Source organism: Sphingomonas sp. BT-65, from assembly GCF_026107375.2.
Taxonomy (GTDB): domain Bacteria; phylum Pseudomonadota; class Alphaproteobacteria; order Sphingomonadales; family Sphingomonadaceae; genus Sphingomonas.
Genome location: NZ_JAPCIA010000001.1, coordinates 2,106,107 through 2,120,395, shown reverse-complemented (window position 1 = coordinate 2,120,395; position 14,289 = coordinate 2,106,107). Strand labels below are relative to the sequence as shown.

Annotated in this window: 9 protein-coding genes; 5 read left to right on the top strand and 4 right to left on the bottom strand. The window is 64.6% G+C overall.

The features are described from left to right. Positions 1–3,015 carry a glycosyl hydrolase family 28-related protein gene (locus OK349_RS10065; protein ID WP_265117678.1) on the bottom strand — a complete coding sequence of 1,005 codons (3,015 nt, stop codon included), beginning with the start codon at positions 3,013–3,015 and terminating at the stop codon, positions 1–3. A 205-nt stretch (positions 3,016–3,220) separates the two neighbouring features. Between OK349_RS10065 and OK349_RS10060 the strand changes: the two genes are divergently transcribed. Continuing rightward, entirely contained in the window at positions 3,221–3,733 is a 513-nt protein-coding gene (locus OK349_RS10060) for a gluconokinase (protein WP_265118576.1), read from the top strand. On the opposite strand, the gene OK349_RS10055 is transcribed toward OK349_RS10060, so the two are convergent. Continuing rightward, positions 3,723–4,400 (bottom strand): FadR/GntR family transcriptional regulator, encoded by a 678-nt coding sequence (locus OK349_RS10055; protein ID WP_265117677.1) that lies wholly within the window; start codon positions 4,398–4,400, stop codon positions 3,723–3,725. The genes OK349_RS10060 and OK349_RS10055 overlap by 11 nt on opposite strands. A 247-nt stretch (positions 4,401–4,647) precedes the next feature. Here OK349_RS10055 and OK349_RS10050 point away from each other — a divergent pair, with 247 nt between their 5' ends. Next, the gene (locus OK349_RS10050) at positions 4,648–4,908 is read left to right on the top strand and encodes a helix-turn-helix domain-containing protein (RefSeq protein ID WP_265118575.1); all 261 of its coding nucleotides are present in this window, start codon (positions 4,648–4,650) and stop codon (positions 4,906–4,908) included. A 134-nt stretch (positions 4,909–5,042) separates the two neighbouring features. Here the strand turns inward: OK349_RS10050 and OK349_RS10045 are convergent, their stop codons facing one another. After that, positions 5,043–6,053 carry a cupin-like domain-containing protein gene (locus tag OK349_RS10045; protein WP_265117676.1) on the bottom strand — a complete coding sequence of 337 codons (1,011 nt, stop codon included), beginning with the start codon at positions 6,051–6,053 and terminating at the stop codon, positions 5,043–5,045. Then, positions 6,050–6,733, bottom strand: coding sequence for a SapC family protein (locus tag OK349_RS10040; protein WP_265117675.1), 684 nt, complete (start codon positions 6,731–6,733; stop codon positions 6,050–6,052). Before OK349_RS10040 ends, OK349_RS10045 begins: the two co-directional genes overlap by 4 nt. Positions 6,734–6,872: 139 nt before the next feature. Here OK349_RS10040 and OK349_RS10035 point away from each other — a divergent pair, with 139 nt between their 5' ends. The 3 genes from OK349_RS10035 (at position 6,873) to OK349_RS10025 (ending at position 14,288) form a co-directional block, all read left to right on the top strand. Next, complete coding sequence (locus tag OK349_RS10035) at positions 6,873–9,956, top strand: TonB-dependent receptor (protein ID WP_265117674.1); 3,084 nt, start codon at positions 6,873–6,875, stop codon at positions 9,954–9,956. A 63-nt stretch (positions 9,957–10,019) separates the two neighbouring features. Next, complete coding sequence (locus OK349_RS10030; RefSeq protein WP_265117673.1) at positions 10,020–11,558, top strand: tryptophan halogenase family protein; 1,539 nt, start codon at positions 10,020–10,022, stop codon at positions 11,556–11,558. A gap of 54 nt (positions 11,559–11,612) precedes the next feature. Further along, complete coding sequence (locus OK349_RS10025) at positions 11,613–14,288, top strand: glycoside hydrolase family 3 C-terminal domain-containing protein (protein WP_265117672.1); 2,676 nt, start codon at positions 11,613–11,615, stop codon at positions 14,286–14,288. Position 14,289 lies beyond the last annotated feature (1 nt).

Genomic DNA, 14,289 nt, shown 5'->3' with positions numbered 1-14,289 from the left:
TCAGGGCTGTACCGCGTACAGGCTGCGGTGCGTGAGAATGAAGAGCGTGCGGCCGCCCTCGCCGCCGAAGACCAGTTGCAACGGCCGCTCCGGCACGTCGATTCGGCCGACCGGACGGCCATCGGGCGCAAAGACGAACACCTGCCCGTTCGCGACGAAGACGCGTCCGCGCCGGTCCGCCGCGACACTTTCGCCGCCGCGATTGGCGAAGAGGCGGAGATCGGTGAGCGTGCCGCCGTCGCCTACCACGCCGCTATAGGTCACATTCTCCGAGCTGTTGGACACGAACACGCGCTCGCCCTTCCTGGCCTGGAGCAGCCCCGTCGTGTTGAGGCTGTCCGTCCAGCGCCAGCCGATCCGGTCGATCGGACCCTGCTGCCACACCGGAAAGGCGGGCAGGACCAGGCTGTCGTCGGGCGAGACATATTCATTCGCCTTCGGCGTTCCGACATCGCGCGCGAACATCTCCGCAAGCGTGGTGAATTCGTAGGTGTCGTGGTTCAGCTGGTCGCGGAACTCGCCGTTGTTCCACCAATTTGCCGGCAACGCGACCTTGGCGTCCCCACCCGTTCGCGCTGGCGTCGGCTCGATCACCGTAAGGCGATCCTTCGGCCCGTCGGGGTCGAACGAATAGACAGTCGCATATTTGCCTTGGCCGGATACGACCATGAGGTGGCCCGACCGGTCGACCGCGAGATTGACGGGGTCGAGCGGGTGATCGCGGATCACCTCCAGCCCGCGCGCCTGCGTCCAGCGGTGGATGCGCTGGAAGCGGCGATCGATGAAGTAGAGCGTCCCATCCGCCGCCACGCTCGCGCCCGAGATGGAAAAGAAGCCGTCGGCGATCTTCCTGAGTGCGCCGGCGCCGGGCAGTTGGGAATCCGCCGGCCTCTCCTGTTCGCCCTTGATATGCAACTTGGCGAATTCGCGCTCGCGCGTGAAGATGCCGTTGGTCACATCCTCGATCGCATTCTCGAACGGGAACTTGCTCGCGCGAAGATAGGTGCCGCAGGCGTCGTCGCTGCACAGCGCCGCGCCGCTTTCGGCATTGCTGTGCAGATTGTGGAAACGGATATCGGTCGAATTGTAGATTTTGATCGCGCTGCGCGCCGGATGGTAGGTCCGGGTGACGCGATAGGCATGGTAATTGGCGAAGAGCAGGTTCTTCGAATTGCTGATCTGGAGCCCGATGGCGTTGGGCCCGTCGCTCACCTCCTGCTCCGTCTGCGGCGCATAGAATTCCCAGTTCTGCACATTGTCGAGCACGAACTCGTTGCGGGCATGGTGCTCCACCGACACTTCGTAGATGCGCCCGGGCGTGCTCGTGTCGCTGATGTAGAAGCCGGCGGAGGCGAAATTCTGCGGGCTCCACACGTCCGCAAAGGTGCCGCCGCCTCCGTCCGTCACCCAGATGCTGGGATATTGTCCATCCAGCCGGTCGTCGAGGATCGGATCCCCGCCCCGCGTCGACCGGTAATAGAGCGGCTTACCGTCGGGCGTGACGGTGCCGCCGCCGCCCGCGATCTTCACGTCCTCCACCAGGCTGGTCGCGCCGGAGCGCCACAGCAAAGCCGACGCGCGCGGATTGATTCGGCCGGTGAACAGACCGATGCCATTCAGGATATTGTCGCCGCCCCGCGGGCTTTCGATGATCGGAACGACCGTTCCCACTCCGGCGTGGCGCGGATTGTCCTCCGGGATGGAGAGTTGGGTAATCGCCGGATGCAGGCCCACCAGCACGGTGTCGGGCCGCAGCTTGAGGGTATCCGTCACCCGGTAGTGGCCAATCGGGAAATAAAGCACGCGGTGGGTGTCGATGGCGCGCTGGATCGCGGCCGTGTCGTCCGTCTCCCAATCTCCCCGGACGCCCTGCGTCTTGACGTTGACCCATTCACGCATGGGCGGCGTGTCGCGGATGACCCGCGCCTGCGCGGGGAGCGCCGCGATCGGCCTGATCTCCACCTCGGTCTTGTATTCCCCGAACCGGCCCTGACCAGGCAGGTGCAGGCCATAGCTGAACGAAGCGACTTCGTAGCTGCGCCCCTTGCCGGGCACCGTCTTGCCGCTGTCCCGGAAGCGCGCAAAGGTCGGCGTGTTGCTCGCCACCGCGCCCTCGAAGCCGATCTGGGTGAACACCCGCTCCTCGTTGGAGATGATCACGCCCGCCCGGCTGACATTCTCGAACCGGATGTTCTTGCCCCACAGCGAGTCGGAATAGCCGCGGTCGATCTCGATCCCGACGGGGGTGTTGCGGATGGAGACATTGGCCATGGTGAGCCGCGCCTCATGCTCGCGGATGGCGGCGTCGCGCTGCCCGTCGAACGTGGCGTCGACCAGGGTGAACTGCCAGGCGGGCGACGTCTTTTCCGTGACGATGCCATAGCGGCCGCCATGGAAATGCACGTCCTTCATCATGTTGCCGGCCTGGTAGACGCCGGCGAAGCCCGACCCGATGCGGAAGTCCATGTGATTGAGGAAGGCGTGCTGGGCCATGCGGAAGCGGATCGCGGCCGCGGCCGGATTACCGGCGCCGATCTCCACGTCGATGTTGGCCATGGCGGAATAGAAGGTGCCCGAATGCGCATCGCGCTGCTCGCGATCCCGCGGCACCATCGTGGGTACCGGAACGGGCGGCTTGCCCGGCTGATATTGCGGATTGCCGCCGAACACGACCATCGTCGACACGCCCTTCTGGAAGCCGGGCGTATTGGGCGCGAGCACGAGCACGGGGCGCGTGGCACCGACGCCGTAGATGCGAACGCCCGGCGGCACCACCACGGTCCGGGTCAGGCGGTAGCGGCCGGAGGGAAGGAAGACGATGCCGTGACCGCTCTGGTCGCGCGCCGTGTCGAGCGCCTTCTGGATGGCAGCCGTGTCGTCGGTGCGCCCGTCACCCCGGCCCTTGACCGTCACCGCGCGCGGCTCGTCCGGGGCAGTCGGATAGACCGATCGGGATTGGGCCAGGCTCGGCCCCGCAATCAACAGAAGGAACACCGCCAGGAGAAGCGCACGCATAGGCCGACCCATCCTTTCGCGAGGGCCGATTCGCCCAACTCAGCAGATCGTTACGGCGCAAGGGGACTAAGGTCACCTGCTACCAAGGTCGTATTTCCAAGCGTCGAGGAGCCGCTATTGCAGCGTTGTCAGTGGCGAAATTCCGCCGATCTGGGCAGAGGCGACGACCTTGCGGAAGAACGCCAATCAAAGCGGCAGCGCGCCGATGGCGGTGATCGTCATAGGGGTCAGCGGGTGTGGCAAGTCGACGGTCGGCGCATTGCTGGCCGAGCGACTGGGCTGCCGCTTTCTCGAAGGCGACATGTTTCACGACGCCGCTGCGATCGAGAAGATGCGCCGCGGCGACCCGCTCACCGACGAGGACAGATGGCCCTGGCTCGACCGGATCGGCGAGGCGGTCGCGAGCGCGGCGGCGAGCGAAGGAACGATCGTGGTCGCCTGCTCGGCGCTCCGCCGCGCCTATCGCGACCGGATGCGGGCCGCGATTCCCGTGCGGACCCATTTCGTGCTGCTCGACAATAGCCGCGAGGAGATCCTGCGGCGCTTGGCGGCGCGGACGCACGAATTCATGCCGGCCAGCCTGCTCGACAGTCAGTTCGCGACGCTCGAGCGGCCATCGGCGGACGAGCCCGTCCTCGTCCTGCTCAGCAACGCCTCGCCCGAGGCGCTGTGTCGAATGGCGGTCGAGCGACTGACGAGTCTGCAGGTCAGGGCATAAGCCGCTTGCGTCCCTCCCAAAGGTGCCAGCGCATGGCGAGCGCTGCACCTTCTGGATCCTGCACGCGGATTGCCTCGACGATCGTCTCATGCTCCCGCATCATGGTTTCGATCACCTCGGGCGCGCGCGACCGGGAGATGTCGACGCCCGCCCGCATGATCCTGTCGATATCATTCTCCAGCGCATTGAAGGCGGCGACGAAGGCATCGTTCGCGGTTGCCTCGGCGACGCAACGGTGAAAGGCGAGGTCCTCCTCATGGGCCGGCGCACTCGACAGCAACGCCCCGCGCAGATTTTCCAGCGCCTGCTCGATCTCGGCCATCGCTTCGCTGGAACGGCGCTGGGCTGCAAGTCGGGCCGCCTCCGCCTCCAGCACCAGCCGCACCTCGTAGCTGCCCATGGTGGTCGGCATCTCCGCCCAGGGCATAAAGGCCGCAAGGCGGTCTGAAGGGCGGCTCTTGACGTACGAGCCCGCACCGCGTCGCGTCTCGGTGAAGCCGTCGGATGTCAGCCGCGCCAGCGCCTCCCGCACGATGGTGCGCGACACGCCCAGCATTTCGGCCAGACCCGATTCGGACGGGAGCCGGTCGCCGACCTGCAGCGACTGCGAATTGATAAGCTCGACGATGCCCGCATAGGCGCGATCGGCCAACCTTGCGTGGCTCATGGGTCGCCCCTCCTTTATCGCGCACCTATCCTATGGACGCCGTTCCGGAGCAAGGGCAATCGGAAGGGCCTGGCACAATCTGTCCGACAGATTGTGCCGAAAACGCGTCTCAACTCCGATATTCCTGGTCATAAGTCCAAATATGCACTTGAATCTGTCGGACCAATCCTCCTAAAGCTTCGGTTGCGGCAATTGGTGCTGGCGTCAGATCAGCTATCCGTCCGCGAGAGGAGGATGATCGATGAGCATGCATTTCGCGCAAGCCGGCCTTGGCTATGATTGCAACGGGGCCGCCCCCGATTTCCCGGCCAAACTCACTCCCACGCAGCTCAAGGTTCTTCAGGGCGTGCACTCGGGCCTGATGAACAAGCAGATCGCGTTCGAGCTCGGCATCGCCGAGTCCACCGTCAAGGCGCACATGACGGCGCTTATGCGCAAGCTGAAGGTCCGCAGCCGTACCCAGGTGGCCATCGTAGCCGGGTCCCTGGACCGGATCGCGCTCGGTTGAGACCCGGTCACAACAGCTGACGCCGTAGCGAGCGAGCTGGTTCTCTGCGTCTGAAGCTAAGTGGCGGTGAAGGAACGGCGCAGATGAGCCGACCGTAAAACCTCGAGCATGAGGCCGATGCTGCGGACGCTTAATCAGCCGCCCCGCAGCAGGCGCATGACGATCATCCGAATGCGCTGATAGTTCCCACCAGCCAATGGGCCGAGAATGCCGCGCTGCTCCTCCTGAAGAAAGGCGAGTGGATGCCCATGAAGCCGGAACACATAATGATCGAACCAGGCGCGCCAGGCCGCGCGTTCACTCGCTGGTCGTTCGGCTAGGGTGATCATCGCGAGCAGCATCGCCGCATAGGGGGGATCGGAGCCGGCGGCGAATCCGTCCCACCAGAAATTGACCAAGACATTGAGATCATCCAGCGCCTCGACCTGATGCCACCAGAGCTTGGGAATATAGATCGCATCGCCCGCCTCGAGTTCCGACACCAAGGCGGAATCGCGTATCGCTTCGAAGCGGGGAAAGCGCGGGTCGCCCGGCGCGCTGGCGGCGGACAGGCTAATGGGTTGGCCCGCTATGGTGCGATCGATTGGACCGACATAGAGATCGGCGATCGCTTCGGGCGGGTAGAGGGTAAACCGACGCCTGCCGGCCGCGACGCACGCCACATTATCCATCGTGTCGTAGTGACAGGCGACGCGTGAGGCGTGCCCGATCCAGAATCGCGGCTTCACCGTGTCAGGGACGAAGGGGAGGCGGGTGAATGCCTCGATGCCCGGAAAATGTCGTTCCGACCGCAACGAGCCCATATAGATCGTCTCGCCGTCGTCCCCACCGGCCCTATCGGCGATACGCCGCAGGCCCTTGGCGACGGCGACATTCTCGCGGGTGAAGTTGAACCCGGCGAGCGCGGGGGCGTAATCATAACGTCCTTCGATCTCGGCCTTGCCGACGAAGATTTCGGCCTCGCTTCCCGCATCGAAGCGGTTGAGCATCTCGATCACGCCGTTCGCGCCGGTTCCGGACAGCAGTGGCCAGGATCTCGCCGCGCCTGGCAGTAGGACGGGCCGGCCGGGAGCCATGATACGGGCGCGGAACGCCGCGTAGTCGGTAAGTCCATCCGCGTCGGCTATGGGCAGCGCGACGGTCATGTGAGGCCGGCGAACAGGCGATCGTTACGCATGCGCGCCAAGCGCCGAATATGTTGGATTGATGCCGCTTGCGCATAGGCGATCTGAAGATCGCCTCGCCGGAAAAGATCGAGAGCAACGTCGTCCGGCAACGCGTGCAACGAATCGAGACTGACGGAGTAAAGCCCCTCCAGCCGCAGCCTGCCGCCGTCGTCGAAATCGAGCGTGATGTCGATCGGCTCGATCAAGCGATGGGCAAGGAAGCGATCGATGATCGCGCTGGTCTCGGGCAGCCCGTGATGCAGTGTGTGCATCGCCTGCTGAACCCGCTTGAGCGTCTCGCTCGGTTGTCCGGCGGCATCGAAAAGCGGCTCCCCATCGGCAGCGAAGACGAGCTCGTCTGGATCGATCGCGATCTTCCCGTCCGAGAGGAAAAAGCCCTGCCGCACGAGATCAGCGGGGCGATAGCCAAGGAGGAGGCCGTCATTCGCGAGGAGATTCTGTCCGGGCTCCAACCCCATGACCGCACCCGCATAAAAGGCGCCGGACCCGGGATTCTTCGTGAACAGAATCGGGTAGTCGTGCATGGCCGGCAGGAACTCGCATGCCACGATCTGCACAAAGTTTCGATTTGCGGCGTTGCGCGTGTCCAGACGGAGGTTCGCATGGGCTTGGGGGTCCAGAAACTCCAGATTTCCCATTCACTTATCCCCATTTTCACCACGTTCCACAGCGGCAGATTACATGAAATCAGATACTCCGACAAAAGCTTGCGTTTGTTACTGATTAGGGTATGGTAGCGCTAACCTGACGGCACAGGCCCGAATTGTCCATCCTCCGATGGAACACTGCAGGGCTCACGCAAGCGCGTTGGGGATAAGGTCAGCCCAACTCGACATAAGGGGCGGCCGGGAGAGGAGAAGGGGCATGTTAAAGGCTAAGCCTGCACGAACCAGCTCGATTGTTAGCGCTAACATTCTTTCATTGGGCTGTGCGACGAGCGCCATGGCGCTGGCATGGGCGGCTCCGGCCGTAGCGCGGGACGGCGGCGATGCCTCCACCGGTCCAGCGACTCAGCCCCTGGCGGGAGGATCCACAACGCCTTCGGCCACGGTCCAGGAAGCCGATCCCGCCCCGGCGGACGACCGAGCCAGACAAACCCAGACCGACGAGATCGTCATCACCGGCTTGCGCGGCTCGCTGCAGCGCAACCTGGACGTCAAGCGGACGTCGCCCGGCGTGGTCGACGTGATCTCGGCCGAGGATATCGGCAAGTTCCCCGATTCGAACGTCGCGGCCTCGCTCCAGCGCCTTCCGGGCGTGTCGATCCAACGTAGCGGTGCGCGCGGCGAGCCGACCGGCATTACGGTTCGCGGTTTCGGCGGCGACTTCAATACCACCCTGTATGACGGGCGGCGCATCTCGACCGCGACCGGCGGGCGCCAGATCGACTTCAGTACGGTCGGTGTCGATTTCATCGGTCAGCTGAGCGTTCTGAAGACGCCGGACGTGTCGCTTTCCGCAAGCGCGATCGGCGCGACGGTCGATATCCAGTTTCCGAAGCCGTTCGATCGGCCCGGCTTCCGCGTCGCGGCCACGGCCTCCGGCTCGATCCAGGACCGCGCCGGGAAGATCGTTCCCACGGCGGGGCTTCTCGTCAGCAACACGTTCAACGACAAGTTCGGCGTGCTGGCCAACGTCATCTATACGCGGCGCGACACGGACACCAACCGGGTCTTCGTCAACGGTTGGCCGGGCGGCAATTTCGCACCGTGCCAGCTTGCGGGAAGCACAGCCCCGACCTGCGCCCCGGCGAATCCCGGCCCCGGTGTGGCCGCGTCGGACGCGCGCACCGTTCCGGGCTGGTTCCCCCAGCAATATGGCGCGGAGCAGCAGCGCGTAAGCGACGAGCGGATCGATGCGCGACTCGCGCTGCAATGGCAGCCCTCCGATGGCATCATGGTCACGCTGGACAACAACTTCTCTCGCCAGGAAGTCGTTTCGGAGAATTACGCGTTCGGCGTCTGGTTCAACCAGACCGATCTGCGCAATGTCGAGCAGGATGAAAATGGCACGGCCGTCAATTTCACCCAGGCAGGCAGCCCGACGGACTTCACCTCCGCGCTGAACAAGGAAATTCTCAAGACCAATCAGACTGGCCTGAACATCAAGATCGATGCATCGGAAAATCTGAGCTTCGAGGTCGATGGCGCCTATGCCAAGAGCTGGCGCAATCCGGGCGATCACGTCGGAAGCCTCAACGCCGATATCGGCTATGGCGGCGCGCTGGGCACCAACTTGCAGTTTATTGTCGATGGCGACAGCAAGGATGCGTTCCCGTCCATCGCCAATTTCGGACCGGCCGGCAATGCGGCAGCCTGGGCAAACCAGGCGCTGATCGGCTCGCACGTCACCGTCAACCAGACCCAGCGCAATACCGATGAATTGTGGCAGTTCCGCGCCGCGGGCACCTGGGAGCAGGATGACCTCACCGTCAAATTTGGCGGTCAGTTCTATCAGGATACGTTCGACTTCCTGAACCAGAGCACGTTCACCAACAATTTCTGGCAGGCCTATGCCGGTTACGGCACGCCGTCTGGACGAACCACCGGCATCGCGCCGCTGCCAGCTTCCCTGTACGAGGGCAGCATCAGCCTAGCTGATTTCATTCCCGGCTATTCGGGCAGCCTGCCGCCGTCGGTGTTCCTGTTCAGCCCGGTTGCCTATCAGAATTATCTGACGAGCCTCGGAAATCCGCAGACACAGGTCATTCCCGGGTTCAACTATGGTTCGGTCAACGGGTTCACCGGCACCTTCGATGAGCAGATCGATCCCGGAAGCGTCATGAACGTGCGCGAGCGAACCTGGTCGCTTTTCCTGCGGGTCAATTTCAAGACCGAGATCGCGGGCATGCCGTTCCACTTCAACGCAGGGGTGCGCAACGAGACCACGAACCTCCGCTCGACCGGTCAGGGCCGGTTGCCGACGTCGATCGCCACCAGCACGGCGGACCCGACACTGCTCACCGTGTCCTATGGACCGACCCAGCCGATCGAGAACAGCAGCAGCTATTCCTATCTGCTTCCGAGCGTGGACGCCCGGCTCGAGATCACGCCGAAGTTCCTGGTCCGCTTGAGCGCCTCGCGAACGCTGACGCGGCCAGCGCTCAACCTGCTCAATCCGGTGCTGAACGTAGGGTCCGGCCAGCGTATCGGCGCGCTGACCGCCAACGGCGGCAACCCGAATCTGCGGCCTTATCTGGCCGACAATTTCGATCTCGCCGCCGAATGGTATTACCAGAGGAACTCCTATCTCTCGGTCAACGCCTTCCTCAAGAACGTCAGCAACTTCATCATCGGCGGCGTGACCACGCAGGAGATTAACGGCGTCATCGATCCCACGACCGGCCGGCCTGCGATCTTCTCGGTCACCCAGCAGGTCAACGGGCCGGACGCCACGGTTCGCGGCATCGAATTCGCGTGGCAGCATGTGTTCGGGGATTCGGGCTTCGGCTTCCAGGCCAACGCCACCTTCGTCAACACCAACCGGCCGTATGACGACCAGGATCTCTCGCAGACCGGGTTCGCGGTCACGGGTCTTGCCAACTCCGCCAACTTCGTCGGCTTCTACGACAAGGACGGGTTTCAGATCCGCGCGGCGGTCAACTGGCGTGACGAATATCTGCTCCAGTTCGGCCAGAACCAGAATACCGGTTCGTTCGGTGCGGAGCCGACCTTCGTTGACGAGAGCTTCCAGATCGATCTGAGCACGAGCTATGACTTCAACAGGAATTTCAGCGTCTTTGCCGAGGCGTTGAACATCACCAATAACCAGCAGAGCACGCATGGGCGCTTTTCGAACCAGATGCTGGACGTATTCGATTACGGGCGGCGCTACACGCTCGGGCTGCGTTTCCGCTATTAGGGCTCCCCTGATGGGCGGGGCGCGGTCCATCTGCGCCCTGTCCCCTTTTTCGACTGGGGTCCCATGCAGCAGGTGAAGCGCATCGTCATCGTCGGGGGCGGTACGGCGGGCTGGCTTACTGCCGGCGTTATCGCCGCCCGTCATCAGGGGCGGAGGCCTCACGGCTTCAGCGTGACTCTCATCGAATCGCCCAATGTTCCGATCATTGGCGTCGGCGAGGGCACCTGGCCAACGCTGCGCACCACGCTTCGCCGGATCGGCGTTCGCGAAACGGATTTCTTTCGCCGTTGCGATGCCGCGTTCAAGCAGGGCGCGCGCTTCAACCGATGGGCGACGGGTGCGCCGGACGACGGCTATTATCACCCGCTCATGCTGCCCCAGAGTTTCGCGCGCGTGAATCTCGCGCCGCATTGGCTGGCCGATGGCGAAGGCAGTTTCTGCGACGCGGTGACGCCGCAGGGGCAGCTGTGCGAGGAGGGCCTTGCGCCCAAGACCATCGCCACGCCGGAATATGAGGCGGTCGCCAACTACGCCTATCACCTCGATGCCGGGAAATTCTCGAGCTTCCTGCAGCAGCATTGCTGCGAAACGCTGGGCGTGCACCATGTCCTGGCCGATGTGACCGATGTCCGCATGTCGGAGAACGGCGACGTGGCGGCGCTGGAGACCGCGCAAGGGCCTGTCGTCGAGGGCGACCTGTTCGTCGATTGCACCGGCTTCCGGGCGCTCCTGATCGGCCAGGCGATGGGCGTTCCGTTCCGCGAATGCAACGACGTGCTCTTCTGCGACACCGCGCTGGCGGTTCAGGTGCCCTATGACGATCCGGACGATCCGGTCGCGTGCCACACCATCTCGACCGCGCAGTCGGCCGGCTGGATCTGGGACATTGGCCTGCCAACGCGGCGTGGTGTGGGCCATGTGTTCTCGAGCAGCCACATCAGCGCGGAGGAAGCCGAACGCGAGCTGCGCGCCTATATCGGCCCGGCGGCGGAGGGTTTGACCGTCCGCCGTATCCCGATCCGCTCAGGACATCGCGAGACCTTCTGGAAGGGGAATGTCGTGGCGGTCGGATTGGCCGCCGGCTTCCTGGAGCCGCTTGAGGCGTCGGCCATCGTCCTGATCGAATTGTCGGCGAAGATGATCGCCGAACAGCTTCCACCCAATCGCGACGTGATGGACTTCCTCGCTCGGCGCTACAACGAGACGACACACTATCGATGGGGACGGATCATCGATTTCCTAAAGCTCCATTATGCGCTGACTCAGCGCGCCGACAGCGACTTCTGGCGCGACAACAGGCGCCCCGAAACGATCCCCGATCGGCTCCAGGGGCTGATGGAGCTGTGGAAATATCAGGCGCCGTGGCTGCACGACGAATTCGATCGTGCGGAAGAGGTCTTCCCGGCGGCGAGCTATCAATATGTCCTCTACGGCATGGGGCACCGCACCCAGGTGCAACGGGGTGCTAGCGATGCCGATGCCGAACTCGCCCGGCGCGCCTGGCGGGAGAACCGCACCCAGACCGCGCGCCTGATGGCCGGCCTGCCGCGCCATCGCGAGCTGCTCGAGAAGATCGGCCGGCACGGCATGCAGCCGGTATGACCGCGCGTTGAGCGCGAAAGGGCGCCCCGGCGCCGCGAGAGGGAGGAGACGCATATGGGCGTGGCGGTTTGGCGCGTGATCTTCGCATCGCTGAGTTTGGCGACGGCGTTCTCCGCCGCGCAAGCCGCGCCGTCGCCTTCGGCGCCGCAGGAGGAGCGTGCGCAGCCGGACGAGGCGATCCGCCTCGCGCGTGAACTCGTGGCGAAGATGACGATCGAGGAAAAGCTGCCCCAGCTCCTCAATACGGCGCCCGCGATTCCCAGGCTGGAGATCCCGGCGTATAATTGGTGGACGGAGTCGCTGCACGGTGCGTTGGGGCCCATCCCCACGACCAACTTCCCCGAGCCCGTGGGCCTGGCCGCGACGTTCGACGCGCCGCTGGTGGGACAGGTCGCCGGCGTAATCAGCATGGAGGTGCGCGCCTTCCATACGCTGGCCCGGCAGACCGGGCGGTTGGGGCGGATCGGGACCGGGCTCGACACCTGGTCTCCCAACATCAACATCTTCCGCGATCCGCGCTGGGGACGCGGGCAGGAAACCTATGGCGAGGATCCGTTCCTGACGGCGGAGATCGGCAAGGCCTTCATCCGCGGGATGCAGGGCCCCGATCCGGACCGCCCGCATGTGATCGCCACGCCGAAGCATTTCGCGGTTCACAGCGGGCCCGAGGCTACGCGCCACCACGACAATTTCTACGTCTCGCCCTATGATCTTGAAGACACCTATCTGCCCGCATTCCGCGCGGCGATCGTCGAGGCGCGCGCGGGATCGATCATGTGCGCGTACAACCGCGTCGATGGTCAGCCGGCATGCGCGAGCGACCTGCTGCTGAAGGACCATCTGCGCGGGGCCTGGGGGTTCAAGGGCTATGTCGTCTCGGATTGCGACGCGGTGCGCGACATCGACGAGAACCATAAATATGCGCCTGACGCGGCGGCTGGCGTCGCCATCGCGCTTCGCTCCGGCGTCGACAATGAGTGCAACACGAATACCCTGTCCGATACCGCGGGGCTCGAGCACCGTTATCGCGAGGCGCTCGCTCGCGGGCTGCTGACCGAAAGCCAGATCGACGAGAGCCTCGTCCTGCTTTTCGCCGCGCGCTATCGCACCGGCGATCTGCCCGGCGTGGCCGGCGCGCCTCCCGCCGTTCCAGTCGGTGCGATCGGCGCGGCGAAGCATCGCCAGCTTGCGCTGCACGCGGCCGAGAAGTCGATGGTGCTGCTCAAGAACGCGGGGATATTGCCGCTGGCGCCGGGTGCCAGGGTCGCGGTGATCGGGCCGCTCGGCGATGCGACGCGCGTGCTGCGCGGAAACTATTCCTCGACGCTGACGGGACCGCCCGTCTCGATCGTCGATGGGCTGCGCGCGGCGCTCGGCGACGCCAATGTGACGCTGGTCCCCTTTGGCGCATCGGTGACCGATGGCGACCGGGTGCCGACATCGGCGCTGCGCGCCCCGGATGGACAGCCGGGCGTGCTCGTGCGCTACTACAACCCGGCGACGCCGGTGCCGACGAAGTTCGCGCCGGGGACTCGCGACAAGCTCCTGCAAACCGTCCAATATGCGGCGGCGCCGGTGGTAACGCGGATCGAGCCGGATGTCGGTGATCGCCAGCTGGACCTGGCGCAGGTGGCCGATGTCCATCGCCGGGTGTTTTCGGGATTCCTCGTGCCACCCGCAACCGGCACCTATCGCATCGGTTTGACCGGTCCTGGCGGGACGCTGCGGTTCGCTGACCGCATGATCGCGGACCGCCGCAAGGCCAAATATAACGACCTCCCCAGCCTGACGACGTTCCAGCTCGCCGCCGGCAAACGCTACCCCTTCACCATCGAGGGCGGTGGCTCCGACCTGGTGTGGAAACGCATCTCAAGCACGCCGGACGCCGACCTCAAGCGCGCCGCCGCCGGTGCCGACACGCTGGTCGCCGTGGTCGGGCTCACCTCCGACATGGAAGCCGAGGAAACCTCGTTCAAGATCGAAGGCTTCTCCGGCGGCGACAAGACCTCGCTCGACCTGCCGCGCGATCAGCTCGCCATGCTCGAACAGGCGCGCGCGACCGGAAAGCCAGTCATCCTCGTGGCGATGAACGGCAGTCCGATCAACCTGCAATGGGGCAAGGATCACGCCGCCGCCGTGCTTGAAGCGTGGTACCCCGGAGAAGCGGGCGGCACCGCCGCGGCCAACATCCTTACTGGGCGGACCAACCCGTCGGGGCGCCTGCCGCTTACCTTCTACCGCAGCGTCGACGATCTTCCGCCCTTCGACGACTATTCGATGAAGGGGCGGACCTATCGCTATTTCACGGGCGCCCCTGTCTATTCGTTCGGCCATGGCCTGAGCTACACCAGCTTCAGCTATGGGCCGGTGGAAGTGCGATCGGCGCGCGGCGGCGCTCAGAACGGCATCACCGTCACCACGAATCTCACCAACACCGGCGCCCGCGCGGGCGATGAGGTCGCGCAGCTCTATCTCGCCTTTCCGCAGCGCCCCGGAATGCCGCGTGTCGCGTTGCGCGGGTTCCAGCGCGTCTCGCTCAAGCCGGGCGAGACGAAGAAGCTGAACTTCGAATTGTCATCCCGCGACATCTCGAGCGTGACGCCCGATGGCGTGCGCTGGGTCTCGCCCGGCAACTATCGCGTGACGGTCGGATCGGGCCAGCCGGGAACTGCTGTCGCGGGCAAAAGCGCGACCTTTACGGTCGAGAAGCCGCAGGAACTGCCCAAATGAA